Genomic DNA, 25,569 nt, shown 5'->3' on the forward strand with positions numbered 1-25,569 from the left:
TACCCTTTCAGGTGATCCGCATTATCGCTGTACGTGATCACGGATTGGACGTGAAGGCCACCTTCACGGCGCATTACGTCCTGAAGGTGGCCTTCACGTCCAACTGCATATCGCGGGTGTCACTCACAGATGCACCAAGCCCGGGAGGCGGGTTGCTTAACGTGAGCGGCGAAATGCGAACGGCGTTATCGGTGCGTTCACTGCAAGGAAAGTCCCTTTCAGGCGCTCACGAAACGCAGCCACCAACGCAACGGAACGGGCCAAGATCCGCCGCGACGGAATCCCAGTCCGCCCCGATCCTTGCTGCAGTAGAGGGGACCTGACGACAGAACCGATCCAGCGTCGTCAGCCGGATGGGACCAGCCGTCCCTAAGGACAGCGAGACACAGAACCCGCCTACCTCCGCTACCCGCATCCCCGCTTCAGTAAACCGCCACCAACCCCTCTCCCCAGACCACCAACAGCTCTAAATTCCAGGCATTGGCGTTCAAACACACTGCGAGGGTCGCCATCAAGATGTGATGGGCCGCTAGATTTCTTATCACCGCTAGCCCTGGTCGAAGGGCTAGCGGACTCGCTGGTACACGTAAACTGTCCATGTGCGGACAAGACCGACGCTGACCTGGGCGTCCAGGGGTGAACCTTCGCCGCGGACGAGCAGTCTCGACGAGGTCGTCCGCGTCGTTGCCGGACGTCGTGTCGTGGTTCTCAGCGGAGCCGGGTTGTCGACCGAGTCAGGCATCCCCGACTACCGGGGTGAAGAAGGCAGCCTGCGCCGGCACACACCGATGACCTACGGCGAGTTCGTCGGCAGTGAGGCGGGGCGGCAGCGGTACTGGGCGCGCAGCCACCTCGGCTGGCGGACGATCGCCCGCGCGGCCCCCAACGCAGGCCATCTCGCGGTCGCCGCGTTGCGGTCACGAGGGTACCTCTCGGGCGTGATCACCCAGAACGTCGATGGGCTCCACCAGGCCACCGGCACGCCCGGAGTGGTGGACTTGCACGGCAGCCTCGACCGGGTCATCTGCCTGGACTGCCGCCGCACCAGCTCGCGGGAAGACCTCGACCGCCGGCTGCGCTCGGCGAACCCCGGCTTCGACGGCGCGGCGGGCCGGATCAACCCCGACGGGGACGTCGAGCTCGCCGATGAGGACGTCCGCGGGTTCCACCTGGTCGCCTGTGCCGAGTGCGAGTCCGGGGTGCTCAAACCGGACGTCGTGTTCTTCGGCGAGAACGTGCCGCGCGCCCGCGTCGACGAGTGCTACCGACTTGTCGACGAAGCCACCGCGCTGCTCGTCCTCGGCTCGTCGCTGACCGTCATGTCCGGGCTGCGGTTCGTCCGGCACGCCGCCAAGGCGGGTAAGCCGGTGCTCATCGTCAACCACGGAGAAACGCGCGGCGACAAGTACGCCGACGTCCGCGTCGACCTCCCGCTCGGCCAAGCGCTCACTGACCTCGTCGCACGCGTGCCCTAGCTACGCGCGAACGCATCGAGGGCCGCGAGCACGTGTTCGCGGTAGGAGGCAGTCGCCTGATGGCCGGAGTCGTCGAGCACGATCAGCCGCGCGTCAGGCCAGGCGCGAGCCAGGTCCCAAGCCGTGTCCAGCGGGCAACTCAAGTCCAGGCGCCCGTGGATCAGCACGCCGGGGATGCCCGCCAGCCGTCCGGCGTCACGGAGCAGAGCACCATCATCCAGCCAGGCGCCGTGTGCGGCGTAGTGCGCGCAGATGCGGACAAATGCCAGCAACGCCAACGGTGGCCGATCGCTGTAGGAGTTCGGCTTCCCGCCAGGCTCCAGCGCGACAAGCGCGTCCTCCCAGGCACACCAGGCAGTTGCCGCCCGAACCCGGACCTCGGGATCGGGGTCTTCCATCAGGCGCGCATACGCCGTGGGCATGTCACCGTCGCGGTCAGCCTCGGGAACGGCCGCCCGGAACTGCTCCCACTGCTTAGGAAAGAAGCGAGCCGCCCCGCCGTAGAGCCAGTCGATCTCGTGACGCCGTCCCGTGGTGACCGCGGAAATGACGATCTCCGACACCCGCTCCGGATGACGTTCGGCGTAGGCGAGCATCAGGGTGGACCCCCAGGATCCGCCGCGCAGCAACCAGCGCTCGATTCCCAGGTGCGCGCGCAGCCGTTCCATATCGGCCAGCAGGTGTTCGGTGGTGTTGAGCGACATGTCGGCGGCGGGGTCGCTCGCGTGCGGGGTACTGCGTCCGCAGCCGCGCTGGTCGAACAGCACGGCCCGGTAGCGCTCCGGGTCGAACGTCCGCCGCATCTTCTCCGTACAGCCCGTTCCCGGTCCGCCGTGGACGAAGAGCGCAGGCTTTCCCGCCGGGTTACCGCACGACTCCCAGTAGACGAGGTTCCCGTCACCACCGTCGAGCATCCCATGGTCGTAGGGTGCTATCGGCGGATACAACTCGGTCACGCGCCACTCCCTCGGTTGATCACCGGCAGGCACGCTAACACGCACCCGCACGATCCCCACGGTCGTTATTCGCGTTGTTCGCGCTGCCAGGAACCTAGTCTTGTCAGACGAAGTGGACGCCGTCGGCGGGTTCCGGAACCGACCGGTCGGCCTCCTGTTGCCGCCACGAGCCCGGCGGCTGGCCGTGATGGCGGCGAAAAGCCGTGGCGAAGGCGTACGGCGAGCCGTAGCCGGTGAGGTCGGCGATCTGCGCGAGGGTCGACGCGCCAGTCCGCAGGTGGTCCCTGGCGAGCGTCATGCGCCAGTCAGTCAGATACTGCATAGGTGCCTGGCCCAGCGACTGCTGGAAAGTACGGGCGAACGCCGCCCGCGACTGCCCGCTGACCGCGGCCAGTTCGGGCACCGTCCAGGCTCGGGCGGCGTCGGAATGGATGGCCTGCAATGCCGCGCTCAGCCGGGGATCGGTCGAGGCTCGGAACCAGCGAGGCGAAGTGGTGCTCTGCTGAAAACTCGTTCGCATCGCGAGCACCAGAAGGACGTCGAGCAGCCTGTCGAGCACGGTCTGCTGGCCGGGCGCGGACGCCGCCAGCTCGCGCGAAACCAGAGCGATGACGTCGTGCAACGGATCACCGACGGCTGCGTACAACGGAAGTATCGGGGGAAGCGCGTCGAGCAGACCTTGGCCGATGTCGCCGGAAAACCGGTACGCCCCGCACAGGAACACCGTCGCCCGCTGTTCGTCCGAACGCTCGTCGTGCGCGTGCTGGGCGCGGAACTCCTCGGGCTCCAGGCACGCGGCGCCGGGCTCGTAGGCGATGTGGTGATCGACGCCGCCACGGACTAGCGCCACGTCGCCGGGCGCCAGCTCGAGCGGCCAGTCCGGATCGTCGAGCCACAGCCAGGCCCGCCCCTCGACCACGGCATGCACCGCCAGCTGGATCGTCCCCGCGAGCCGCAGCCCCCACGGCGGCCGAGCCGACGTCCGGGCGAAGACGCCGCCGGAGGCACGTGCCCTCGTGAGGTGGTCTTGCAGGAGGTCCATCCGCCCAGTGTCCGGCGGACCAGTTCCATCGTCAAGGAGATGAGCGTTTCACACAAAGAAATCACGCGTTCTGCGCATTGAGTGACTCCCGATGGGCCACCATGCTTGAGCCATGACGCATTCACAGCAGACCACGCTCGTCCTCGGCGGGACCGGACGCACCGGCTCGCGAGTCGCGAAGAACCTCATCGGGCGCGGCCTGGGTGCCCGAACAGCGGCACGCGGCGGCGCCGACGTCCGCTTTGACTGGGACGACAAGAGCACCCACGGCCCCGCCCTGGCGGGTGTCGACAGCGTCTACCTCGTGACGCCGGTGATGAGGGTCGACTTCGCCGGCCAGGTCTCGGACTTCCTGGACCTCGCCGAGGAGGCCGGAGCACGGCACATCACCTACCTCAGCACCTACGGCATCGAACAGGCCCCAGCAGAGTTCGCGATCAGGGCGGTCGAACTCGACCTGCTGGGCCGGACCCGGCTCACCCACTCGATCCTGCGCCCGGGGTGGGTCATGCAGAACTTCAGCGACGATCACCTGCCGCTCGTCGACGGCTTGATCACGGTGCCGACCGGTGACGGCGCCGACGCGTTCGTCGACGCCGAGGATATCGCCGCCGTCGCCACCGAGACGTTGGCGAACCCCGAGGCTCACGCAGGCGCCCAGTACGCGCCGACCGGCCCCGAGGCGCTCACCGTCGCCGAGGTCGCCGCGATCATCGGTGACGTGATCGGCCGACCGGTCAAGCACAACGACATCGACCGCGAAGCCTGGATCTCGGGTGCGGTAGCCGCCGGTTTCGTACCCGCCCCGTACGGCGAAATACTCCGCTGGCTCACCGGAACCATCGCCTCGGGCAAGGGATCCCGGCCCACCGACGACGTCCGGAAAGTCACCGGAGTGCCGCCGACGAGCCTCGCCGATTTCGCCAAACGGAGCATACTGGCCTGGGCCGGTCAGGCGCCTCGCTGAACCCCTGAGGCGGTCTGGTTCGGCGGCACACACAAGCTCACCTACGGAACCTGTCTCGGCCGCAGACCGATCAGCTCAGTGGCTTCTTCCGCTTCCACGCCAAGATTTTCAGCCGGTTCTGTTTAGTGGCCACAGTGTCATGTCGGGCCGCTGCCTTACGCCTTTCGGCCACCTTCTCTTGCCGGTGAATTGCCGCGCCAATCGCGTCCAGTACAGCCTCGTTCTTGAGGTAGGTAAAATGGTCGCTGATGACCTGTTTGCCGTCTTCTTCTTTTCTACCACCGAGGGCGGACGCGGTCGGCACGACAAGGTCGTGCCGTACTCCGCGCTGTTCCGCGGCCCGAGCGCGGAAAGCACGGCGTCGGTGCCCACGAGCGCTGATTCGAGCACCGGCGGATCAGGCATGGAAAGGTCCGCGGTGACCGTGCGCACCCGCGCGGGCAAGCCAACGGGATGTCGGGCGATGGCCGTGACCTCGTGACCGGCCGTGACCGCTTGGTCGACGACGTGCCGCCCGGTGCGACCGGTCGCGGCAAACACCGCGAGTTTCACCCGGGGACCCTCGCACGCTGTTCGAAGGCTGCGGCGTGGTCATCGACCCACACGGCGAAGCTGCGAGCGGGACGACCGAGGATCTTCTCCACCTCGTGCGTCGGTGGGTGCTGCGGCTGGTCGAGGTGGGTCGCGTATCTGCGCATCAGCGCGGTGACGAACGGTTCGGGGATACCACGCGCGACCATGCCCTGCGTGGCTGCTTCGGGCCGAATCTCCTGATACCGCAACGATCGGCCGAGCACGTCGCCGATGACGGCGACCATCTCCGCGTGCGACAGCGACTGTGGCCCGGTGAGCACGACCCGACGGCCGAGGAGGTCTTCTTTGAGCAGCGCGTAGGCGGCGACTTCGACCAGGTCGCGCTCGTCGATCAGCGACTCTTCGAACGCCGGGTACACGAAGCGAACGACGTCGCCGGCGCGGATCTGTTCTCCCCATGCCGAAAGCGTGTTGCCGGCGAACGACGTGGGCCGCAAGCTCACCCACTCCAGCCCACTGGCGACAGCCGCGTCCTCGGCTTCGGCGTTCCGGTCTCCTCGAAAGCGAGACGGCTGGTCGGCGGGGTCGTCGTCGACGTTCGCCGCGGCCAGAGCGACGACCCGCCGCACGTCGTGCCGAGCCGCGAGGGCGACCAGCTCGTGCGCAGCGTCGCCGACCGCTCGCGGGTTGAGAAACAGCGCGGTGGCACCACGCAAGGCCGAAGCCATCGTTTCCGGCTCCGACGGCGTCCCCTCGACGACGTCGACCCCGGCCGGAAACTCCGCGGTCGGGGTGCGGGTCACCGCACGGACCGGGATGCCTTGCGCGGCCAGCAAGTCGACCAGTGGCCGCCCGACGACTCCCGTTGCTCCGGTGATCACGATCATGACATGCCCTTTCCTCGGCGCGGAAACCTCGGCCGGGCTAAGCTATTGCCTGTAGTTCGTATCATACGAGGAGCATATCATATGAGTTCCGTAGCACCTGGGGATTCCGCGGATGCCGAGGCTTCCCGGCGCCGTCGGCGATCCGCGATGGCGGTGAAGGCGTCGTTGCGCGAGTTGCGCAACCAGCTGTCGCTGCTCAACCACCAGGTGGGCGCACGGCTCGAACTCAAGGACGCCGACCTCGATTGCCTCGAGCTGATCACCACCGACGGCCCGCTCAGCCCGAGCGCCCTGGCACGCCGCGTCGGTCTGCACCCCGCCACCATGACCGGGATCCTCGACCGGCTCCAGCGCGGCGGCTGGGTGGTCCGCGAGCGCGATCCCGAAGCCGCCGACCGCCGCGCCGTCACCGTCCGGGCGGTCCGCGACCGCAACGCCGAGCTGTTCGGGCTCTACTCCGGGATGAACAACGCGATGGACGAAATCTGCGCCGGCTACAGCGACGACCAACTCGAACTGCTCGCCGACTTCCTGCGCCGCACCACCGCGGCCGGCCAGACCGCGACCGGCGAACTGGCCGGCGACTGAAGTGACTCGGGGGACGTTTCGTACAAATCATCTGTATCGGGGGACGTTAGTACACAGCAAAACCGGACGGGCCAGTCCCCACAGGCACGACAACCTCACCAGAGACCCCTCAGGGCCACCCCCGTGGCCTTGAACGCCAGAGGGGTGGCCCTGAGGGATCCGCCGCGACTACCGCGATGTGTGGAAGCTCCCGGTGACGGTGAGCAGCAAACTCGTCAGCGTGACCGTGTGACCTCCTCGCGGCAGCTGGCCTAGTGCGTAACCGACGGACCCCTGATCGTCTGCGGTGAGGGTCGCGACCTGGTGACCGTCGACCGCCAGCTGCACCGGGTGCGCCGGCAGGAAACCGCCGGCCGACACCTGGGAAGTACCGCCCGTGCTGGTTACCTGCACGCCGTGGCTCAGTTTCGCCAGCGCGGCCGAGGCCTGCCGCTGCATCGAGGTGAACGGGTTCTGCAACCGGCTCGCCAGGACGAGCGCGGGAACGAACTTGCTCGCATCGATCGTGCCCCAGCCGCTGGCGACGTCGAACCCCGTGGTGGCGGTGAAGCCCGGAACCGAGACGGTCCCGTTCGAGAAGGAGTTGTCGCCGGCGACGACGTCGGACACGCCGGCGCGCGCGCCGATCGGGCCCAGCACGCCGTAGAGCACCTTGTTGATCGCGCCGACACTGCCGTGGTTCAGCTGTGCCGCCAGCGCGAGCACGCCCGCGAACATCGGCGCCGATTCGGAAGTACCGTGCTGGGAGTCCAGCGTGATGTCAGGCACCGCGCGCATCCCGCTCTGCGTGATGGCACTCACACCGTCCTGATAGGACGGTCGCGAGTAGATGTCGGAGAAGCCCGCGCCTTCCGAGAACTTCCCGGAGTGCCAGATCGGGTCGGGGCCGAGCCGCTTGCCGGTGATGTCGAAGTTCGGCACCGTGCCACCCAGCGCGGTCACCCACGGCGAGTCGTCCCAGGCCGCCGTGGCCGGCGTCGTGGTGGTGTTCCCGCACTGCGAACTCGCTACGGCGAGGTTCTGCACCACTCCGCAGTCACCGGTCGAGACCAGCACCGGGATGCCCGCGGCGGCCGCGGCCAGCAGACCCGGGTCCTGGGCATGGATCTGCGCGTCGGGGTGGGTGTAGGTGCTTTCCCCGGTGCCATCACTGATCGAGATGGCGTCGGCGAGGTGCTGCTTCGAGATGTACTGGATGGCCTGCATCATTTCCGGCGGCGCGACCTGGCTCGCGGTGTCGTCGGTGATCTCGCTGTCGGCCGGGGTGGCCGAGATGACGATCTTCGCGTACGGCGCGATCAGATGCGCGGACAGCACGTCGAGCTCCAGCTCGCCGGCCCACGCGTCACACGAGCCGTAACTGCCGAGCGCGACCATGCCCGGCGGACACACCGCGGGCAGGTGGCCGCCGCCGGAGGGGTAGATGGTCTGGATGACCGGGTCGGGCAGGCCGTACCTCTGATCGAACTGCTTGACGACGTCGTTGATCTGCAGGTCGTCCCAGCCCTCGAGGACCGCTACGGTCGTTCCCGTCCCGTCGATGCCCTGTTTCCACAATGCACCAATATTGTAGTCGAAGATATCCTGCGGACCCGGTGTCGATTTCGCGAACTTTGCATAGTTCTGCGTCATATTGTCCAGAACAGCGGTCAAGGTCTTGAGGTGTTCCGGATTCACTCGCCGCGTCTGTGCGTTGTCCGGACCCGCCACGGCGGCCTGCGCCGTCCCGGTCACCAGCAACGGCGCCACCAGCACTCCCGCGACCAGCGGGAGAACCGCCTTCAGTCTTGCTCCAACCACTTGCCCACCTGACTTCTCGTTGTGTGGACGGTCCCCGAACCGGCTTTGCCGTCGGCACGCTACTAGCGAATCCGCCGCGAAATCAGCTACTTAAGTAGCCCGTTTTTCCGCACGCAACGCGATTCTTACCCGGGTGGATCTACGGTGGATTCGTGGCACGTCGGGCGAGAGTGTTTCCTTTTCTGGGTTTGTGCGTGGTGGGCGGGATTATGGCCGCCGGAACCGTCGCGCCGATCACCATCGGCGCGGGCGCGCTGACCAACCAGGTCAGCGATTCGGTCAGCGCCATCTCGACGGACCTGGCGACCGCGGATCCGCCGCTGGTGACCACCGTGACCGACCGCGACGGCGGGACCATCGCGACGCTCTACGACCAGTACCGGCTGCCCACGACAGCCTCTCAGATCGCGCCGGCGATGAAGGCCGCGATCGTGTCGGTCGAGGACCGCCGGTTCTACTCCGAAGGCGGGGTCGACGTCCAGGGCATGCTGCGAGCCGCGCTGAACGACACCGCCGGCGGGAGCCTGCAGGGCGCCTCGACGATCACCCAGCAGTACGTCAAGAACTACCTGATCAACGTCGTGGACCGGGGCAACAAGGCCGCACAGCTCGCCGACCAGGAAGACACGGTCGCCCGCAAGCTGCGGGAGGCGAAGATGGCCGTGCAGCTCGGGGAAACGACGTCCAAGGACGTCATCCTCGCCGACTACCTGAACGTCGTGGAGTTCAGCGGGACCGTCTACGGCATCGGCGCCGCCGCACAGGCCTATTTCGTGACGACCGCGGACAAACTGACCGTGCCGCAGGCCGCGTTGCTCGCCGGAATGGTCAACAACCCCAATACGTACAACCCGTACACCCATCCGGACAACGCGCTGCAACGGCGCAACCTCGTCATCGACGAAATGGTCTCGGGCGGCTCGCTGCCCGCCGCGGACGGCACTTCGGCGAAGGCGACGCCGCTCGGCGTGCGCGCCAACGGTCCTGTGACGCCGTCGGGAACCTGCATGGGCGCCGCGCCGGACGCGGGTTTCTTCTGCGCGTACGCGGAAAGCTATCTGGAACAGGCCGGTTTCACCGCCGACCAGCTGGCCACCGGCGGGTACGTCATCAAGACGACCATGGACCCGCATGTGAGCCAGGTGACCAAGGACGCCGTCGACGCGAACGTGCCGACCACGCAGGACGGCGTCGCCAACACCTTCTCGGTCGTGCAGCCGGGGCAGGACTCTCACCAGGTGCTGGCCATGGTGGCGAACCGCAACTACGGCAACGATCCGAGCCAGGGCCAGAGCTCGACCGACATCGTCGCCGACGCGAGCAACAAGTTCGGCGCCGGTTCATCGTTCAAGATCTTCACTTCGGCCGCCGCGATGGTGGCTGGAAAAGTCGGCCTCGACACTCCCCTGCCCAACCCGACCAGCAACTGCTTCACCCCGCCGAACGCGAACAGCTTCACCAGTTGTTACCCGGTGAGCAACGACGGCACCGCGTACCCGGACCCGATCTCGCTCGCCGACGGGCTGGCGACGTCGCCGAACGTCGCGTTCGTGGGGCTGGAGTCGCAGGTCGGCATGGCCGCGGTGCTGGACATGGCTCAGAAGCTCGGTTTGCGGAACACCCTGAACACCAACGACGCCGGGAACACCCCGATCACCGATCCGGCCAACCCGCTGTCGACGAACCCGCAATACAACCAGCCCCAGTCGAAGTACTTCCAGAACCTGTTGTCGTTCACCCTCGGCGACAGCCCGGTCAGCCCGCTGGAGATGTCCAACGTGTCGGCCACCCTGATGAGCGGCGGGGTCTGGTGCCCGCCCAACCCGATCCTGTCGGTGACCGACCGGAACGGCCAGCCGGTGCCGGTCGCCCAGCAGGCGTGCCAGAGCGTCCTGCCGACCGCGGTGGCGAACACCTTGATGTCCGGGCTGAGCCGGGACACCACGATCGGCACGTCGGCCGTCGCCGCCCGCGCGGCCGGCTGGACCAGGCCCGACATCGGCAAGACCGGGACCACGCAGAACAGCGAGTCGGTCGCGTTCGTCGGCGGGGTGAACAACTACGCGGTGTCGTCCATGGTCTTCGCCGACGGCCGGTACCCGCAGGAAATCTGCCCCGGCGACCCGGTGCACCTGGGCAACTGCGGCCACGGCGCGTTCGGTGGCACGGTTGCCGCGCCGCCGTACTTCAGTGCGATGAACCAGCTGCTGGCCGGCCGGCCGGACCAGCCGGTGCCTGGCCCCGATCCGGCTTACCTCAACGCGCGCCAGTAGCTGGGCGCCAGTAGCTGCGACAATGGCCGGATGATCGAACTGGCCACCGCGTTCACCGCCGAGCTGGACGCGGCAACCCGCTCGGCGGCCCGAACGCTGCTCTACGACGTCTTCGAAGACATGACCGAGCACGACTGGGACCACGCGCTCGGTGGCATGCACGTCGTGATGCGGGAGGACGGCGAACTGGTCGGCCACGCGTCGGTCGTCCAGCGGCAGCTGCTGCACGGCGGCCGGGCGTTGCGCACCGGCTATGTCGAGGCCGTCGCCGTACGGGCGGACCGACGCGGGCGCGGCCACGGTGACACGCTGATGGCGGAGGTCGAACGACTGATCCGCGGCGCATACGACCTCGGTGCCCTGGGCGCTTCCGACCTGGCCGCGACGTTCTACCCGAAACGCGGGTGGCTGCACTGGCAGGGGCCGACTTCGGCGCTGACCCCCGACGGCATCCAGCGAACCGAAGCCGAGGACGGCTCCGTCTTCGTCCTGCCCCTGTCGATCCCGCTGGACCTTTCGGGCGCCCTCATCTGCGACTGGCGCGCCGGCGACGTCTGGTAGCCACCCGCAAATGGGGCTGGCGGGGGCAGTGGGTGCTGCTGTGGCGTTGCGGCTCGTACGGGAGCGACTCGGGGGACGTTTCGTACAAATCATTTGTATCGGGGGACGTTTCGTACACAAGGGCGCCCGACCGGCCAACCCCAGCAGCCACACCGACACCACCAGCCTCACCAGCCCCACGGACGCGGGCCTCTGATCCAGTCCACATGCCCCGGCCGGCCCCAGTCTCTGCTGCCGTAGACGAGACCCCTCGCACGACGTCCCCGCCCCGCACTGTCATGCACCCGCGACACACAGCACTGACCCCACCTACAGACTCGTGAGCATTCCGGCACGCCCGGGTGCGGGTGTCCCGCAGGGCAGAGCAACCAGCCGGAACGCTCACGAGTCTGCGACGCAAACCAGTTTACAGACGAGCAGCTCTCGGCTAGGTTTGCATCACCAACTAGTTTGAGGGGGCCGAAATGGATCGGCGACAGCTGGAATCCGCGGGCACGAGCTACCCGTACACCCACATCCAGGGTCTCTACGGCATCCCGTTCAGCCTGGTCATGGCCCTGATCGGAGCAAGCAACCTGACGAACCCGCCATGGAGCCCCTGGGTGCTTGGCGGTGGGGTACTGCTCTGCCTGGCTTCGTTCGGCGCGGTCACCCTGTACTACCAGCGCAACTTCGGCCGGGTCATCCCGCTGCGGAGCAGGCAGCTCAGATGCCTCATCGCCGCGGTGACCGGGTTCGCGGTCTACGTCGCGTCGGACCAGCTGGCCCGGGGCGCCCTGGGGCATCCCCCGGAGCAGCCGGTCAGCATCACGATGGCCACCTGGGCGCTGGGCATGCTGGTCTTCTACGCCATCGGCACGGGACTGAGCGTCCACCGCATCGTCATCTGGGTGGCCGTAGTGGTCGCCGGCTGCCTCCCGATCTGGGGCCTGGACCAGAATCGGGACGCGATAGCCTACTTCCCGCTCGGCGCGGCGATCCTCGTGTCGGGCCTGTTCGACCACTACCTGCTGGTCCGCACCTTCCGGTCCTATCAGGACTTGAACCTCGAGGACACCAATGCCGGAGCATAACGGGGAACTGGCCCTCGACAAGCTCATCCACGAACCCGCCAGGCTCGCGATCATGACGGTGATGTCCTCGGTGCAGACGGCGGACTTCGTCTTCCTGCAGCGCACGACCGGGCTGACCAACGGCAACCTGTCCAGCCATCTCACGAAGCTCGAAGAAGCGGGGCTGGTGCGGATCGAGAAACGGTTCGTGCGCAAGAAACCGAACACCAACGTCGAACTGACACCCGTGGGCAAAGAGCGCATCGCACTGCACTGGGACCAGCTCGAACGACTGAAGAAGCTCTCGGAAACCCCTCCCGAGAACTGACGCTGTAAAGACTGATGCCGCACCGGAAGTGCGCCCGCCCGCGCGCAGTACGGGCACGAGCGAGCATGAAATGCACTCGCGCTATGACGCAGGTGGCCCGAACCAGGTCGTTAGTGCGGCGGGGAGCGCGGGGGCGGTTAGTTCTCCTGTCCAGGCGACGTGTCCGTCGGGGCGAATCAGGACGGCGGTGGGGGCCGTGACCTCACCGAGGACAGGAAGTTCCCCGACGTCGGCATATTTGGCGTTGATCAGCTGGATTCGATCCGCCCACGGAGTGACGTCGAAGGCGCTGGGGCCACCGAGGTTGAGCAGCACCGGCCGGGCATCGTGCAGCAGGGTGAACACTCGCACCTGGCCGTCTTCGGTGGCCAGGTCGAGATCGGGCACGCGGCGCCCGAGCAGCGGGTGGCCCTCACCGAGGTCGTAGTGAATGTCCAAACCGGACATCATCCCGGCGATCCGCTTACGCGGCTCCGCCACGCTCGGCAGCTCGGACATGGTGTCGCGCAAGGCCTCGACCCGGTCAGTGGTGGGGATGAGCGCGGTTTGCGCCATGGTGTTGCGCAGCACGCGCGCGGCGACCGGGTGCCGCTCGGCCTGATAGGTGTCCAGCAGGCTTTCCGGCGATGTTCCCTTGACGACCTGGGCCAGCTTCCACCCCAGGTTCACCGCATCCTGCACCCCGATCCCGAGGCCCTGTCCCCCGATCGGCGAATGGATGTGGGCCGAGTCCCCAGCCAGCAGCACTCGCCCCTCGCGATACGACGCCGCCTGCCGGGTCACGTCGGTAAACCTGGTGATCCAAGTGGGACTGTGCATCCCGTAATCCGTGCCGAAGACGGCGACGACCGCCTCGCTGACATCGTTCAGGGTGGGCTCACCGGTCTTTCCGAGTTGCTGTTCGCTCACCACGACCCGCACCGGCCCTCGACGTCGACGCCGGTGTCGTCCTGCGCGAACCCCGTCACCTCACGTCCGCGATAGCTCGGCACCCCCAGTTCGTCGACCCAGGCGGCCAGCGTTCGCTCGATGCGGTCCTGCCACAGCCCGAGCCCGTAGTTGTGCCGGGTGGGAAAGTCGCTGATGTCCAGCAGGATCATGGAGAACGACCCGACCTGGCCCACCGTCCCCTGAGCCAGGAACCGATCAGCTCGTAGTCGGCGCGCCGCTCGACGATGGCGACGTCGACGCCCGCCAACGCCAGCTCACCCGCCAACATCAGCCCGGTCGGACCGCCTCCGGTTATCACCACGGCATGTTCGGCCATGTGGTTTGGTCCCCCTTTGGTTGGTTCTGCCTTCGGACGACGATTCTGCGGCATAACGTGCCAGCAAAGGGGAATTTGACTACCCCGGTGGTCGGCTCCTTCCCTTTTCGACTGTCGCGATGCGACGGTCGACCTTGCTGGCAGCCACAAACCGCTCCATTCCAAGTCCGTCCACACGTGACGTCTTGTTTCCTGTTCTACCCGGTCGCCCGAAACACAAACCTCGCAGACGAAACCAGACCGATACGCAAAACTGTCGACGCCTTACCCGATCAGGTCTAGCCTGACTCGCCGGTCGGGTTATCGCCGAAGCGACCGGCAGGGGGCGGGAACCCATGAGCAGATTGAAGATCGACGTCAACGTCGACGTGGACGGCTGTGCCATCGTGCGGCCGTCGGGGCCGCTGAACGCGCTGACCTACGGCCGGTTGCGGGACACCCTGTTGAAATGCGCCGCGGAGGTCCCGGTCGCGGTCATTGTGGACCTGCGGTCGGTGAAGGCGTCCACGGTGTCCGCGCTGACGGTGTTTTCCGCAGTTTGGATGCGCACGGCGGACTGGCCCGGCGTGCCGATGCTGCTGTTCGGCGTCCCGGTCGACGGCGAGGTCCAGCTGACCGCCAGCCAGGTAGCGCGGTTCGTCCCGGTGTTCCCCCACCTCGACGCCGCCAAGGAGTCGTTGCACCGATCACCGGAACAGCGACCCGTCGAGCTCGGACTGCAACTGGCGACGGCGAGTACCGCCGCCGCCCGCCGCTACGTCATCGCCACCTGCGAAACCTGGCACCTCACCGCCGAAATCGCCGACGACGCGGCCACCATCGCCACCGAGTTCGTCGAAAACCCGCTGCTGTACGACACCGCGGAAGCGCTGGTCAGACTGAAACTCCGGGACGGAATGCTGACCATCGCGGTCTCCGACGTCGATCTCGCCACCGCCGTGCCGTCGGGCTCACCGACAGTGGACCTGCCCTCACCCGGCCTGCTGATGGCACCTCGCCTCGCCGTCGCCTGGGGCTGCACTCCGACGTCGAACGGCGGCAAGGTGATGTGGGCGGTCCTCCGCGTGGACACCACCAAGAACTCCTGCCGCACCAAGAAAAGACCGCCGGACTAGCAGCTCTGTTACATCTCCCAGGGTGCGGTCGAGAGGGTGCTCCCGGTTTCCAGCAGGGACTTGAGGTTCGACAGCACGGCGGCCCAGCCACCGGAGACAGCCTTGTGGTCGGCCGCGTTCGCCAGGTTCTCGTGGGTGACGGTCAACCGGACGACGTCGCCGTGCGGCTCGAGGTCGAACGTCACTTGGGACGGCTCTTCGACGCTGTCGGGGCCATTCCAGCTCGCCACCAGACGCTTCGGCGGAATGCTCTCGAGAACAGTGCCGACGACGTCGGCGGTCTTGGTGCCGTCGATGCGCTGGTGCTCCCACTTCGAGCCGACCTGCCAGTCCGAAACGTTGCGGTGCCCCCAGTACTGCGCCGTCAACTCGGCGTCGGTCAGCGCGTTCCAGACCTTTTCGGGCGTGCTCTCGATGTAGGTGACGTAGACGAAGGTCGGCTTGTCGGTCATGGCTTCCTCTGCTCGTTGTTTGATCGCGCTCAGCGCCCGCAGGCGCGGCCGCTCGAATTTGTCGATCCACCGTTCCTGGATTTCGTGCAGGGGAACGGGATTGAGGTAGTGGAGCTTTTCCCGCCCGCGCCGCACGGTGCTGACCAGGTTGGCGGCCTCCAGTACGGCCAGGTGCTGGGTCGCCGATTGCCGCGTCATCTCGACGCGCTCGCACAGCTCGCCCAACGTCTGCCCGTTGTCCTCGTGAAGCAGGTCCAGCAGGTACCGGCGGGTGTGGTCGGCCAGTGCCTTGAAGACCTGGTCCAGCGCGGACCGGTCGCTCTCTGATTGCACACACTAAGTTATGCAGTCAGATGGCTGCATGTCAAGTCGCAAGGTGCCCGAACACGCGCGCGGCTAGGCTTGGATCATGGAATACCGCAGCCTTGGACGCACTGGAATGCAGGTCAGTCCGCTCTGCCTGGGAGCGATGATGTTCGGTTCCTGGGGGGAACCCGACCACGAAGTTTCGATCGGGATCATCCACCACGCACTGGACGCGGGGATCAACTTCATCGACACCGCGGACGCCTACTCGGGCGGCGAATCGGAGACCATCGTCGGCAAGGCACTGGCCGGCGGGCGCCGCGAGGACATCATCCTTGCCACCAAGTTCCACTTCCCGATGGACGAGAACCCGAACAAGCGCGGCAACTCACGCCGCTGGATCGTCCGGGAGGTCGAAAGCAGCTTGAAGCGCCTCGACACGGACTGGATCGACCTCTACCAGGTCCACCGACCCGACCCCGCCACCGACATCGAAGAAACCCTCTCGGCCCTGACCGACCTTCAGCACCAGGGCAAGATCCGCGCGTTCGGCTCCTCGACATTCCCGGCCTATCAGGTTGTCGAGGCCCAGTGGGTGGCCGAAAAGCACGGCCTCTCCCGATTCGTCACCGAACAGCCGCCGTATTCCATCCTCACTCGCGGCATCGAAGCCGACCTGCTGCCGGTCACCGAAAGCTACGGCATGGGCGTGCTCCCCTGGGGCCCGCTCGGGGGCGGGTGGCTGAGCGGCCGGTACCGCCAGGGGCAGGACCTCCCCACGTCAGGCCGCACCGCGCGGATGCCCGCCCGCTACGACCTGTCCATGCCCGGCAACCGGGAGAAGCTCGACGCCGCCGAAGCACTGGCTGTGCTCGCCGAGGAAGCCGGGCTCTCCCTGGTCCACCTGGCGCTGGCGTTCGTCCTGCAGCACCCGGGCGTGACCAGCCCGATCATCGGACCGCGCACGATGGAGCACCTCAAGTCCCAGCTGGGCGCGGCCGACGTCACCCTGTCCGCCGACATCCTGGACCGCATCGACGAAATCGTCCCGCCGGGCGTCACCGTGTCCACCGCCGATCGGGGCTATGTGCCGCCGCCGCTCAGCAATCCGTTCCTGCGCCGCCGCCGTACGGCCTGATCGGCGCCGGTCCGATTACGCCGGCGAATTCGCGGACGTAATCGGACCGAGATCGCCGTCCGAGTGCGTGTCGCACCACGGTCGAACACACGCGATGTGACAACTTTGTGAAGTGGCGCTGTCAAGACACTACTAAAGTTCCCTGCCGCGCAAGGTATTTCGGCTAAGCCCTTCACAATTTTTAGCGACCAGGTAGCATTTTGGCGCAGTCGGGCCAAAACCGCACCGCTGGCAAAGGCTGCCACCACAGCCCGGCGCGATCATCGGGGATCGACGGAAACGGGAGTGCGCATGGGGAAGAGGCTGCAGCGCCGCGCGATGGCTGCCCTCGCGGGCAGTGCGTTGCTCGTGGTACCGGGTTTCACCGCGAGTGGGCCGTTCGCCCCGACGGAGACGATCGCGGCTCAGCCGCCCGCCCGTCCGGTGCACGTCCAGCCGGACGCCGCCGAACTCCCCCAAATAGCCGTGGACGGCAGCCTTCCGCAGCCGACGATCCCGCCGCCACTCGCCGCCCCCGGCGCGCCGAACATCCCCCGGGGGTCCGGTTCGGCGGCGCCATCTGGCCCGCTCGGGATCCCCGGCACCGCGCTGCAGGCGTACAAGCACGCCGCCGACGTCCTCGCCACGCAGGACCCGGGCTGCCACGTCGACTGGGAGTTGATCGCGAGTATCGGCCGGATCGAGTCGAACCACGCCCGCGGCGGCTATGTCAAGCCCAACGGCGACAGCGTCGAGCCCATCCTCGGCCCCGTGCTCGACGGCACGGGCGGCTTCGCGGCGATCCCGGACAGCGACCACGGCCACTGGGACGGCAACACCACCTGGGACCGCGCGGTCGGCCCGATGCAGTTCCTCCCGTCGACCTGGCTGGGCTACGAGGCGGACGGCAACGGCGACGGGGTCACCAACCCGAACAACCTCTTCGACGCCACGCTAGGCGCCGGTGAGTACCTGTGCGCGGCCGGCACCGACCTGAGCGACCCGATCCAGCAGGCCGCGTCCGTGTTCCGCTACAACCACTCTTCGACCTACGTGGACACCGTGCTGACCTGGGCGCAGGCCTACCGCGGCGGCGCGGCCACGCTGCCCGACAGCCCGGTGCCGATCGGCGCCCCCGACCCACTCGCCGCGATCACGCCTCCTCCCCCGGCTCCGCAGCTGCCCGCGGCCCCGCCGCCGCCCACCACGACCCCGCCGGCGACCTACGTGCCCCCGACGTCGTCGCCCTCGGTGCCGCCGACCAGCGGCTCGACGCCGCCGACGACGAGCCCCACCTCGCCGACGACTCCTCCGACGACGACTCCTCCGACGACGCCACCCACCACGCCGCCGACCACGACGCCGCCGACGACTCCCCCGAGTGATCCGCCGCCGAGCACGACGTCGACCACCCCGCCTCCCCCGCCGACGACACCGACACCGACGACCACGAGCACGACGGCCCCGGCGTCCGATTCGTCCGCTCCGGCCACCGCGGGGAGCTCCGCGGCGGCGGGTTGAGCATCCTAGATAACGAATGATCGACAGGTCAGCCAGTTTCGGGCCGAACGGCCGTATGTCCCCTTGATCCGGTCGTCCGGCCGGGGTATGAACGTCGTCCACGCTGTGAACGAGATCACATGCTTCGGAACGGACACGCATGGCTGGCACCGCGACAGCACCTACCGGATCTCCGACCAACCGGCTCTGGAACCGAGAGCTCGAGCACTACCCGGCGGCGGGGCCGCGCGTGGTCAACCTGACCATCGTCGTACTCGCCACGATCGTCCTCTACTACCAGTTCTACCTGGCCGGGGCGGTCGCGACGCGGATCATCGCCGAGTTCCACATGTCGTTCGCCTACTACGTCAACATCAGCGTGATCGGGTATGTGCTGGGTGCCGTCGCATCGTTCGCGGCCGGGTTCGCCGACCGCTACGGCCGCGCCAACATCGTCACGATCGGCCTGCTGCTGACCGGCCTGCTGTGCCTGTTCGCCATCCCCAACGCCCACAGCAAGGTGACCTTCGCGATCGCCTTCATCGCGGTGGCCTTCGTCGAGGGCGTCATCCTGGTCGCCACCCCGGCGTTGATCCGCGACTTCAGCCCGCAGCTGGGCCGCGCGTCGGCGATGGGGTTCTGGACCCTCGGACCGGTGCTCGGCAGCCTGGTCGTCAGCGTCGTCGTCAGCACCAGCAGCGACAGCCGCCCGTGGCAGGACCAGTTCATGGTGTGCGGGATCGTCGGGCTGGTCATCTTCGTGATCGCCGCGGTCGGGCTGCGGGAGCTCACCCCGGGCCTGCGCGACCAGCTGATGGTCAGCACCCGCGACCGAGCGCTGATCGAGGCGAAGGCCAAGGGCATCGATATCGAAGCCAGCCTGCGCAAGCCGTTCCGGCAGATGCTCAAGCCCGACATCGTCGGTTCCGCCTTCGCGATCAGCGTGTTCCTGATCATCTACTACCTCGCGGTCGGCTTCTTCCCCGTGTTCTTCCAGACCGTGTTCGGCTACAGCCAGTCCAAGGCGAACGGGCTCGGCAACTGGTTCTGGGCCTTCAACGCGCTGGCGCTGCTGATCACCGGGTTCGTCTCCGACCTCGTCCGGGTGCGCAAGCCGTTCATGCTGGTCGGCGCGATCGGCGCGATCGTGTTCACGGTCATCTTCGCGACGAAGGCGACCCAGCCCGACACCAGCTATTCGACGTTCGTGATCCTGCTGATCCTGCTCAGCGCGTTCCTCGGCGTCGCTTACGCACCGTGGATGGCGAGCTTCACCGAGACCGCCGAACGGCGTAATCCGGCGCTCGCCGCGACCGGGCTCGCCGTGTGGGGCTTGGTGATCCGGATCGTCATCGCCGTCGCGGTGTTCTTCGTGCCGTTTGTGGTCAATACCGTCACCACCCTCGTCGACACCGGACCGACCGTGCAGGAGATGGTCGCCGGCGCCGATCCGTCACTCACCGCGGCGGAGAACGCGACCGTCAAGGCCGTGGCCGCCGACCCGACCATCGCGACGAAGACGCAGTCGCTGGCCGCGCAGTACCAGCCACAGCTGGCCACGGCCGCGAAACTGAAGCCCGCCACCCTGACCGCGCTCACCGCCAACCCCACCGACCCGGCCACCCAGGCCGACGCGATCAGCCAGATCTCCGGATCGAGCGTCGCGGACGTCGCGAAGGTCCGCGCGCTTGGCGCGCAGTACGTCGACCAGCTGACCACCGCAGCGGCGATCGACCAATCGACCCGCCTCGCGCTGCTTGCAAACCCGGCCGACCCGGCGAGCCAGGCGAAGGCGGTCGGCGAAATCGCCTCGGGCCGCCACCTGGCCCCGGCCGACGCCATCGCGAAACTGCAGGCGCTGGCGCAGGTCCCGACCGCGGACCTGATCTATCTCAACACCGCGGCACCGCCCGTCCAGAAGGCCGCGGCCGACCTGACCGCACTCGGCGCGGTCCCGGCGGCCGACTTCGCCTACCTGGCCACGAACGGCCCGGCATTGCAGGACCCGAAGGTCCAGGACGCGCTGAAGTTCTTGCAGGCCAACGCTCCTGGCGTGCTGGCGGCCGCGCATGATTCGCCGAAGCAGTGGCAGACCTACTTCTGGATCGCCGTCGGCGGCGAGGTCGTGTTCATCCCATTCATCTTCCTGATGGTCGGCTTCTGGAGCCCCCGCAAGGCCAAGAAGCACCAGGACGAGCACGAAGCGATGGTCGCGGCGGAACTCGCCAGGTTCAACACCTGACGCGAGTCCCCCGTTCGGACTCGCGAGTCCCCCATTCCGGACTCGCGAGTCCCACGCTCACGCGGCCGAGTTCCGCAGTACGCCACGCACTGCGGCGACTCCGGTCGCGACGAGCACGGCCAACGCGAGCGCGGACGGGATGGTGGCGAACACCGGCGCCGCCAACGGCGAGACGTCGTCGAGTGACTCGGCGCCGACGATCGCCGTCAACACCGTGTCGGCGGCGATCGCGACCCACACCAGCCGTGTCCGGCGCTGCTCACTCCAGTCGGTGAAGCGCAGCAACCAGGCGAGCCCGGGCAGCACCAGGATCGCGTGCATCGCCACCGCGTGCAGGGGTTTGAGCGCACCGGCGGTGGTGTAGGCGAGCTGCGCGTCGCCGCCTCTGGCTTCGACGACGCCGCGCGCGATCATGACCGCGCCGGTCGCGAGCGCTACCAGCAAGACGAAGAACCCGAACCGAACCGCCAGCCGCATGCTCGGCGAGAGCGCGCTCGCCCCGGACAGCGCGGCTCCGGTGAACCCCAGCACGGTCACGATGATCACCCCGCCACCTGCGGCGAGCAGCATCGACACCGTGTTGTCGAAGCTCGTCTCGAAGTTGAAATGCGAAGGCACCCCGCGCCACGCCTGCAGGGTGACCAGCACGGTTTCCACCACGCACGCGGCGGAGAACACGCCGAGCAGGAGATTCCGCGCCCGCGGCCGCATAGCGACGAACGACGTCACCCACGACACCGTCGCGAGCGTCAGCCCGAACGACAGCCCGAACGTCGCCGCTTTGCGCAGCGACACCGGCCCTACCCACGACCGGCCGGACACGAGCAGCACGCCAACATGGACAAGGCCGCTGACGAACAGCACGGCGCCGATGACGTAAGCGATCCGCTCGACACGTCTCGCGTCACCGTAGATCCTCCCCAGCGCACTGCCCACCGGGCGCGTCTTCGTTGTCATGCCAACAGTCTGGAACGCGCACGTCGATCGCGCGTCCGTTGTGGAGCGGCTCTCGCCCTACGCAGATTTACGTACGGGTGGGTGGCAGAACCCTTCCGCGCGGCGACGGGTAGAAACGAACCGTGACCATTCAACCGATCCGCATCGCCGGTGACCCGGTGCTGCACACACCGACCAGCGAGGTCGTCGCGTTCGACGCCGACCTGAAGACGCTCGCCGACGACATGTTCGAAACGATGTACGCGTCCGGCGGGGTCGGCTTGGCCGCGAACCAGATCGGCGTCGGCCTGTGCGTGTTCGTCTACGACTGCCCCGACGCCGAGGACAACTGGCACGTCGGCCTGGTCGTCAACCCGCGGCTGACCAAGTCGGCGCTGCCCGAGACCCTGCCGGACCCGGACACCGACAAGGAAGGGTGCCTGTCGGTCCCCGGCGAGTCCTACCCGACCCGGCGAGCCGCCTTCGCCAGCGTCACCGGCTTCGACGTCGACGGCCGGGAGATCGAGGTGCACGGCGACGGCACACTCGCGCGGTGCTTCCAGCACGAAACCGACCACCTCGACGGCCGGCTCTACCTCGACCGGCTGATCGGCGAACAGGTCGACGAGGCCAAGGTGATGATCGGCGCGCACGGCTGGGGCGTCCCGGGCCACAGCTGGCTGCCCGAACCCCCGGAAGACACCCCGCGTCCGGTCGGCCGCGACGTCGTCATCCCCGGCGGACGCCAACGCGGCCCGGTCGCCACGGAACCGGTCCGGCCGCCGCGAACGTAGGGGCTCAACAGCCGTCAACCCCTACGCCGGAACAGGGCCACTCCCAGTCCGCCCGCCGCCGCGGCGGTCGTGAGCAGAAACGCGGTCCGGAAGCTGCCGTAGTCCGGCGAGGTGCCGAGCGCGAGCGTCAGGACGGCGACGGTGACGGCGCCGGCCAGGTACTGCGACGTCGTCAGCAGCGCGCCCGCCGTGCCCTGGTTGGCGGCCGGCACGTCGTGGGTGCCGATGATGAACATCGACGTGTAGATGGCCCCGTGTCCGAATCCACTGAGGACCAAGCCGGGCAGCAGCGCGACGACGTAGGAATCCCCGTGCAGAGTAAGCGAAATCCACAGTAGACCGAGGATAGCCAGGGCGAATCCGGTAGCCAGCACGGTGGCCGGGTCAAAGCGCCGAACCGCACGACCGGCCGTCGTGCTGCCGACAGTCACCATCAAAGCCAGCGGCAGGAACGCTATACCTGCCTCCAACGGCGTGTAAGCCTTCATCGACTGCAGGAGCAGGGTGAGCAGGTAGAACTCGGACCCGACACTGGCCATGTACAACGCCGTGGCCGCCGCACCGACCCGCAATGACGAGATGCGTCGCAGGATGGGCTCGATCAGAACAGCCTGAGACGCCTTCTCGTTGCGGACGAAGGCCAGGAACCCCGCCGACGCGAGCCCGAGGCAGACCAACGCCGGCGCGGAATCCCAGCCTCGCGCGGAACCGAACGTGAGACCGAGAACCAGTGCGAGCACCGTGCCCGTGCCGAGCCCCGACGCGAGCAACGGAACACCGGTGGGCAGCGTGTCAGCCTTCACCGCGCGGATCCAGACGGCCGCCCCGAGTGCGCAGAGGAGGGTCAGCGGGACATTGACGTAGAACGTCAACCGCCACGACGCCGTCGTGAGCAGGCCGCCGAGCACGGCACCCGCGGCGAGCCCCGACGCGCCGACCGAACCCCAAACCGCCAGTGCCTTGCCGCGTTCCGGTCCCGCCGGGAACGTCGCTTGAATGAGCCCGAGCACGGCCGGTTGCAGCAGCGCGGCACCGAGCCCCTGCGCTCCGCGCGCGGCGAGCAGCAACGTTCCGTCGCCTGCCGCGCCACCCGCCGCGCTGGCAGCCCCGAACAGCAGGATCGCGACGATGAACAGCCGCCGCGCGCCGAGCCGGTCCGCCAGCCGCCCGCCGACGACCAGGAAGCCCGCGAACAACACGGCGTACGCGCTGATCACCCACTGCGCCAGCTCCGGCATCAGGCGCAGGTCGGCGGCGATACTCGGTAGCGCGATGTAGATGATCGAGTAGTCGAGGGCGATCAGGAACTGGGCGACCGACAGCACGGCCAAGGTCGCCGTCGCCGTCGAAGTCCGCAAGGTCATGTCCGCATGCTCGAACATTCACACTAGTGTGAAGGAAAGCCGAAACGGAGGTCGCTATGCGGATCGGGCAACTGGCCGAGCGCACGGGCGTACCCACCCGTCTGCTGCGGTACTACGAGGAACAGGAGCTGCTCACGCCCGACCGGTCGTCGAACGGCTATCGCGATTACGCCGAGCCGCTCGTCGACCGGGTCACTCAGATCCGCGGCCTGCTCGACGCGGGCGTGCCGACCAAGATCATCAAGCAGATCCTGCCCTGCCTCGATGACCCGTGCACCATCCACGTCACCGATGCCACCCCGGACCTGATCGTCAACCTGGAACGCGAACGCGACCAGATGGACGCGCGCATCAGCTGCCTGACCAGGAACCGGGATGCCATCAACGGTTACCTCGACACCGTCCGGGGTTAGCGCTACGTCCGGTAGCGGTAGAGAATCCGGCCGCGGGTGAGGTCATACGGGCTCAGCTCCAGGAGCACCCGGTCAAACGGCAGGATCTTGATGTAGGTCTTGCGTATCTTCCCGCTGATGTGGGCGAGCACCTTGTGCCCGTTCGGCAGCTCGACCCTGAAGGTCGCGTTGCGCAGACACTCGACGACGGTGCCCTCGACCTCGATGCCCCCTGATGTTCCCGCCATATTCTTGCGCTTCTCCGGTCCGTGGTCGTGGGTCGGTATGGGGTGAGTCATCCGCGGCGCACCAACTCGAGATTGCTGCTCGCTCGCCTGGCGCCGACGCCCTCGAACAGCGCCAGGGCCGCCTCGTTGGATTCGTTCACTTCGGCCGACGCCGTTTCGATCCCGGAGCGGTGCAGCGAGCCCAGCACATGAGCCAACAGCGCCCGAGCGATACCGCGGCGGTGTCTGCCTGCCCGTACCGCGATCAGCCCGATCCGCGGCTGCCGAGTCACCTGCACCACCCGGATCAGTCCCACGTACGCGTCGGACTCTGCTGCGACGGTGTACTTCGCCGGGTCCAGCAGGGTAGTCGCGTCCGGGCGGACCAACACCTCGGCCGGCATTGCCTGCCATCCGACGGTGGCCTCGACCTCGTCACGAATCGCGCGATCCACCTTCCGCAGAGGTTCTTCTTCCGCCTCGCCGGCGGCCACGATCGTCACGCCCGATGGCGGGAGCACAGAGCCGAGGCCCGTCACCCGGGGGTCGGTGGGTACGAGGTACTCCCATTCGCGACGCCGGGTCGTGAAGCCCGCACGCTCCCAATGGGACGTCAAGTCGAGATCGGTCTCGTCGACCACCGTGTACAGCGGGGTCGGCAGGTCCGCCAGCATCACCTCGGCGAGCCGGTCGAATGCCGCGCCCTGCCACGCGTCGATGCCGAGGAAGATCCGCCCGTCGGGCCTGGGCGACGCATAGCCGCGGCCGACCACCCGGTCGTCCTCCAGCGCGTGCCATAACCGCTCGGCGACCCGCGTGATCACTACCGCGTGCTCGCCCGTGCCCGAAGTGAAATGCAGAGAGTTCATAGGTTTTCGCCTTTCGGAAGTGCCTTGTCGAGGCGCTCCCGGCGACACCTACGTCAATCGCCCGACCGTGAAGACGAGGGGAGCACCCACGTGGATACTGCGTTCATGGGTCTCACCTCCTGATGCGATGTCACGGTCGCGTGCACGCTATCAACCCGAACGCCGCCACGGCCAACCATTTTCCGGCCGGCCGGATCGGCGGCTGCCGAGGAACCCAGTGGACTCGGGACAGACCAGTTGACCAAGATGGTCGGATGAGCCAGGTCGAGGTCGCACTGCTGACGGACCAGCACAACTACGCCGTCATAATGAGGCCGTGGCCGGCTGGCTCACCCCCAACGACCAGAAACACTAACCCGCATGTGCCGGTATGCCGAGACCATCTACAAGGTCCACTACGTGTGTGTGCCGTGTCGCAGGAGCCACAAGTACGCCTGGGACGGGGCGGAGCATCGGTGCACGTCGTGTCGTCGGCCGATGGTGTTCGCGGGACATGACTTTGCCGCGCCGCGGCGGCGAAACGAC

Annotated in this window: 25 protein-coding genes and 1 pseudogene; 13 read left to right on the forward strand and 13 right to left on the reverse strand. The window is 67.6% G+C overall.

Annotation, left to right across the window (positions count from 1 at the left end; translation table 11 throughout):
* Positions 1-599: 599 nt before the first annotated feature.
* Positions 600-1,475, forward strand: a complete 876-nt coding sequence (locus JWQ81_RS08975; protein ID WP_297539516.1) for an NAD-dependent protein deacetylase — start codon at positions 600-602, stop codon at positions 1,473-1,475.
* On the opposite strand, the gene pip is transcribed toward JWQ81_RS08975, so the two are convergent.
* Complete coding sequence (gene pip / locus JWQ81_RS08980; RefSeq protein ID WP_297539518.1) at positions 1,472-2,431, reverse strand: prolyl aminopeptidase; 960 nt, start codon at positions 2,429-2,431, stop codon at positions 1,472-1,474. The genes JWQ81_RS08975 and pip overlap by 4 nt on opposite strands.
* Before the next feature lie 103 nt (positions 2,432-2,534).
* Positions 2,535-3,473, reverse strand: a complete 939-nt coding sequence (locus tag JWQ81_RS08985) for an AraC family transcriptional regulator (protein ID WP_297539520.1) — start codon at positions 3,471-3,473, stop codon at positions 2,535-2,537.
* A 112-nt stretch (positions 3,474-3,585) separates the two neighbouring features.
* Here JWQ81_RS08985 and JWQ81_RS08990 point away from each other — a divergent pair, with 112 nt between their 5' ends.
* Positions 3,586-4,440: an NmrA family NAD(P)-binding protein gene (locus JWQ81_RS08990; protein WP_297539523.1), complete on the forward strand. Its 855-nt coding sequence runs from the start codon at positions 3,586-3,588 to the stop codon at positions 4,438-4,440.
* A gap of 108 nt (positions 4,441-4,548) precedes the next feature.
* Here JWQ81_RS08990 and JWQ81_RS44840 read toward each other — a convergent pair whose 3' ends face one another.
* Positions 4,549-4,992: an NAD(P)H-binding protein gene (locus JWQ81_RS44840; protein ID WP_366942274.1), complete on the reverse strand. Its 444-nt coding sequence runs from the start codon at positions 4,990-4,992 to the stop codon at positions 4,549-4,551.
* Positions 4,989-5,861: an NAD(P)H-binding protein gene (locus JWQ81_RS09000; protein WP_297539527.1), complete on the reverse strand. Its 873-nt coding sequence runs from the start codon at positions 5,859-5,861 to the stop codon at positions 4,989-4,991. The genes JWQ81_RS44840 and JWQ81_RS09000 overlap by 4 nt, the downstream gene beginning before the upstream one ends.
* Before the next feature lie 81 nt (positions 5,862-5,942).
* Here JWQ81_RS09000 and JWQ81_RS09005 point away from each other — a divergent pair, with 81 nt between their 5' ends.
* Positions 5,943-6,449 carry a MarR family transcriptional regulator gene (locus JWQ81_RS09005; RefSeq protein WP_297539529.1) on the forward strand — a complete coding sequence of 169 codons (507 nt, stop codon included), beginning with the start codon at positions 5,943-5,945 and terminating at the stop codon, positions 6,447-6,449.
* Between the two features lie 168 nt (positions 6,450-6,617).
* On the opposite strand, the gene JWQ81_RS09010 is transcribed toward JWQ81_RS09005, so the two are convergent.
* Positions 6,618-8,249: a hypothetical protein gene (locus tag JWQ81_RS09010; protein ID WP_297539531.1), complete on the reverse strand. Its 1,632-nt coding sequence runs from the start codon at positions 8,247-8,249 to the stop codon at positions 6,618-6,620.
* Between the two features lie 209 nt (positions 8,250-8,458).
* On the opposite strand from JWQ81_RS09010, the gene JWQ81_RS09015 reads away from it, so the two are divergent.
* The 4 genes from JWQ81_RS09015 (at position 8,459) to JWQ81_RS09030 (ending at position 12,463) form a co-directional block, all read left to right on the forward strand.
* Complete coding sequence (locus JWQ81_RS09015) at positions 8,459-10,522, forward strand: transglycosylase domain-containing protein (protein ID WP_297539653.1); 2,064 nt, start codon at positions 8,459-8,461, stop codon at positions 10,520-10,522.
* Between the two features lie 30 nt (positions 10,523-10,552).
* Positions 10,553-11,083, forward strand: coding sequence for a GNAT family N-acetyltransferase (locus JWQ81_RS09020; protein WP_297539533.1), 531 nt, complete (start codon positions 10,553-10,555; stop codon positions 11,081-11,083).
* Between the two features lie 464 nt (positions 11,084-11,547).
* Positions 11,548-12,156 carry a hypothetical protein gene (locus JWQ81_RS09025; protein WP_297539535.1) on the forward strand — a complete coding sequence of 203 codons (609 nt, stop codon included), beginning with the start codon at positions 11,548-11,550 and terminating at the stop codon, positions 12,154-12,156.
* Positions 12,143-12,463 carry a transcriptional regulator gene (locus JWQ81_RS09030; protein WP_297539537.1) on the forward strand — a complete coding sequence of 107 codons (321 nt, stop codon included), beginning with the start codon at positions 12,143-12,145 and terminating at the stop codon, positions 12,461-12,463. The genes JWQ81_RS09025 and JWQ81_RS09030 overlap by 14 nt, the downstream gene beginning before the upstream one ends.
* An 81-nt stretch (positions 12,464-12,544) precedes the next feature.
* On the opposite strand, the gene JWQ81_RS09035 is transcribed toward JWQ81_RS09030, so the two are convergent.
* The 3 genes from JWQ81_RS09035 to JWQ81_RS09045 are packed head-to-tail and all read right to left on the reverse strand — an operon-like array spanning position 12,545 to position 13,730.
* On the reverse strand, positions 12,545-13,372 hold the full coding sequence (locus JWQ81_RS09035) for an FAD-dependent monooxygenase (protein WP_297539539.1): 828 nt from the start codon (positions 13,370-13,372) through the stop codon (positions 12,545-12,547).
* On the reverse strand, positions 13,369-13,563 hold the full coding sequence (locus JWQ81_RS09040) for a hypothetical protein (protein WP_297539541.1): 195 nt from the start codon (positions 13,561-13,563) through the stop codon (positions 13,369-13,371). The genes JWQ81_RS09035 and JWQ81_RS09040 overlap by 4 nt, the downstream gene beginning before the upstream one ends.
* Complete coding sequence (locus JWQ81_RS09045; protein ID WP_297539543.1) at positions 13,560-13,730, reverse strand: FAD-dependent monooxygenase; 171 nt, start codon at positions 13,728-13,730, stop codon at positions 13,560-13,562. Before JWQ81_RS09045 ends, JWQ81_RS09040 begins: the two co-directional genes overlap by 4 nt.
* A gap of 335 nt (positions 13,731-14,065) precedes the next feature.
* Between JWQ81_RS09045 and JWQ81_RS09050 the strand changes: the two genes are divergently transcribed.
* A complete protein-coding gene (locus JWQ81_RS09050; RefSeq protein ID WP_297539545.1) occupies positions 14,066-14,845 on the forward strand; it encodes an STAS domain-containing protein in 780 nt (259 codons plus the stop codon).
* 8 nt (positions 14,846-14,853) lie between these two features.
* Here JWQ81_RS09050 and JWQ81_RS09055 read toward each other — a convergent pair whose 3' ends face one another.
* The gene (locus JWQ81_RS09055) at positions 14,854-15,630 is read right to left on the reverse strand and encodes a metalloregulator ArsR/SmtB family transcription factor (protein ID WP_297539547.1); all 777 of its coding nucleotides are present in this window, start codon (positions 15,628-15,630) and stop codon (positions 14,854-14,856) included.
* A 76-nt stretch (positions 15,631-15,706) separates the two neighbouring features.
* Here JWQ81_RS09055 and JWQ81_RS09060 point away from each other — a divergent pair, with 76 nt between their 5' ends.
* The 3 genes from JWQ81_RS09060 (at position 15,707) to JWQ81_RS09070 (ending at position 20,462) form a co-directional block, all read left to right on the forward strand.
* On the forward strand, positions 15,707-16,741 hold the full coding sequence (locus JWQ81_RS09060) for an aldo/keto reductase (RefSeq protein ID WP_297539549.1): 1,035 nt from the start codon (positions 15,707-15,709) through the stop codon (positions 16,739-16,741).
* Positions 16,742-17,032: 291 nt separating this feature from the next.
* On the forward strand, positions 17,033-18,241 hold the full coding sequence (locus tag JWQ81_RS09065; RefSeq protein WP_297539551.1) for a hypothetical protein: 1,209 nt from the start codon (positions 17,033-17,035) through the stop codon (positions 18,239-18,241).
* Between the two features lie 139 nt (positions 18,242-18,380).
* Positions 18,381-20,462, forward strand: a complete 2,082-nt coding sequence (locus tag JWQ81_RS09070; RefSeq protein ID WP_297539553.1) for an MFS transporter — start codon at positions 18,381-18,383, stop codon at positions 20,460-20,462.
* 57 nt (positions 20,463-20,519) lie between these two features.
* On the opposite strand, the gene JWQ81_RS09075 is transcribed toward JWQ81_RS09070, so the two are convergent.
* Complete coding sequence (locus JWQ81_RS09075) at positions 20,520-21,419, reverse strand: hypothetical protein (RefSeq protein ID WP_297539555.1); 900 nt, start codon at positions 21,417-21,419, stop codon at positions 20,520-20,522.
* A 122-nt stretch (positions 21,420-21,541) separates the two neighbouring features.
* Between JWQ81_RS09075 and def the strand changes: the two are divergent.
* Positions 21,542-22,093, forward strand: a pseudogene (gene def / locus JWQ81_RS09080) (peptide deformylase); the annotation flags it as partial.
* Positions 22,094-22,206: 113 nt separating this feature from the next.
* Here def and JWQ81_RS09085 read toward each other — a convergent pair.
* The gene (locus JWQ81_RS09085) at positions 22,207-23,574 is read right to left on the reverse strand and encodes an MFS transporter (RefSeq protein ID WP_297539557.1); all 1,368 of its coding nucleotides are present in this window, start codon (positions 23,572-23,574) and stop codon (positions 22,207-22,209) included.
* Between the two features lie 38 nt (positions 23,575-23,612).
* Between JWQ81_RS09085 and JWQ81_RS09090 the strand changes: the two genes are divergently transcribed.
* Complete coding sequence (locus JWQ81_RS09090; protein ID WP_297539559.1) at positions 23,613-23,969, forward strand: MerR family transcriptional regulator; 357 nt, start codon at positions 23,613-23,615, stop codon at positions 23,967-23,969.
* A gap of 2 nt (positions 23,970-23,971) precedes the next feature.
* Here the strand turns inward: JWQ81_RS09090 and infA are convergent, their stop codons facing one another.
* Positions 23,972-24,196 carry a translation initiation factor IF-1 gene (infA, locus tag JWQ81_RS09095; RefSeq protein WP_297539655.1) on the reverse strand — a complete coding sequence of 75 codons (225 nt, stop codon included), beginning with the start codon at positions 24,194-24,196 and terminating at the stop codon, positions 23,972-23,974.
* Between the two features lie 47 nt (positions 24,197-24,243).
* Positions 24,244-25,044 carry a GNAT family N-acetyltransferase gene (locus JWQ81_RS09100; protein WP_297539561.1) on the reverse strand — a complete coding sequence of 267 codons (801 nt, stop codon included), beginning with the start codon at positions 25,042-25,044 and terminating at the stop codon, positions 24,244-24,246.
* Between the last annotated feature and the right edge of the window lie 525 nt (positions 25,045-25,569).

This window comes from Amycolatopsis sp. (assembly GCF_025464955.1).
In the GTDB taxonomy this organism is placed as follows: domain Bacteria; phylum Actinomycetota; class Actinomycetes; order Mycobacteriales; family Pseudonocardiaceae; genus Amycolatopsis.

What these genes read in the sequence shown, in the direction of transcription:
- JWQ81_RS08990 (WP_297539523.1), top strand. Translation starts at nt 3,586, where the DNA reads ATGACGCATTCACAGCAGACCACGCTCGTCCTCGGCGGGACCGGACGC.
- JWQ81_RS09015 (WP_297539653.1), top strand. Translation starts at nt 8,459, where the DNA reads ATGGCCGCCGGAACCGTCGCGCCGATCACCATCGGCGCGGGCGCGCTG.
- JWQ81_RS09065 (WP_297539551.1), top strand. Translation starts at nt 17,033, where the DNA reads ATGGGGAAGAGGCTGCAGCGCCGCGCGATGGCTGCCCTCGCGGGCAGT.
- JWQ81_RS09045 (WP_297539543.1), bottom strand. Translation starts at nt 13,730, where the DNA reads ATGGCCGAACATGCCGTGGTGATAACCGGAGGCGGTCCGACCGGGCTG.
- JWQ81_RS09000 (WP_297539527.1), bottom strand. Translation starts at nt 5,861, where the DNA reads ATGATCGTGATCACCGGAGCAACGGGAGTCGTCGGGCGGCCACTGGTC.
- JWQ81_RS09050 (WP_297539545.1), top strand. Translation starts at nt 14,066, where the DNA reads ATGAGCAGATTGAAGATCGACGTCAACGTCGACGTGGACGGCTGTGCC.
- JWQ81_RS09030 (WP_297539537.1), top strand. Translation starts at nt 12,143, where the DNA reads ATGCCGGAGCATAACGGGGAACTGGCCCTCGACAAGCTCATCCACGAA.
- JWQ81_RS09025 (WP_297539535.1), top strand. Translation starts at nt 11,548, where the DNA reads ATGGATCGGCGACAGCTGGAATCCGCGGGCACGAGCTACCCGTACACC.
- JWQ81_RS09085 (WP_297539557.1), bottom strand. Translation starts at nt 23,574, where the DNA reads ATGTTCGAGCATGCGGACATGACCTTGCGGACTTCGACGGCGACGGCG.
- JWQ81_RS09020 (WP_297539533.1), top strand. Translation starts at nt 10,553, where the DNA reads ATGATCGAACTGGCCACCGCGTTCACCGCCGAGCTGGACGCGGCAACC.
- JWQ81_RS08985 (WP_297539520.1), bottom strand. Translation starts at nt 3,473, where the DNA reads ATGGACCTCCTGCAAGACCACCTCACGAGGGCACGTGCCTCCGGCGGC.
- JWQ81_RS09060 (WP_297539549.1), top strand. Translation starts at nt 15,707, where the DNA reads ATGGAATACCGCAGCCTTGGACGCACTGGAATGCAGGTCAGTCCGCTC.
- JWQ81_RS09070 (WP_297539553.1), top strand. Translation starts at nt 18,381, where the DNA reads ATGGCTGGCACCGCGACAGCACCTACCGGATCTCCGACCAACCGGCTC.
- JWQ81_RS09100 (WP_297539561.1), bottom strand. Translation starts at nt 25,044, where the DNA reads ATGAACTCTCTGCATTTCACTTCGGGCACGGGCGAGCACGCGGTAGTG.
- JWQ81_RS09090 (WP_297539559.1), top strand. Translation starts at nt 23,613, where the DNA reads ATGCGGATCGGGCAACTGGCCGAGCGCACGGGCGTACCCACCCGTCTG.
- JWQ81_RS09040 (WP_297539541.1), bottom strand. Translation starts at nt 13,563, where the DNA reads ATGATCCTGCTGGACATCAGCGACTTTCCCACCCGGCACAACTACGGG.
- infA (WP_297539655.1), bottom strand. Translation starts at nt 24,196, where the DNA reads ATGGCGGGAACATCAGGGGGCATCGAGGTCGAGGGCACCGTCGTCGAG.
- JWQ81_RS09005 (WP_297539529.1), top strand. Translation starts at nt 5,943, where the DNA reads ATGAGTTCCGTAGCACCTGGGGATTCCGCGGATGCCGAGGCTTCCCGG.
- JWQ81_RS09075 (WP_297539555.1), bottom strand. Translation starts at nt 21,419, where the DNA reads ATGACAACGAAGACGCGCCCGGTGGGCAGTGCGCTGGGGAGGATCTAC.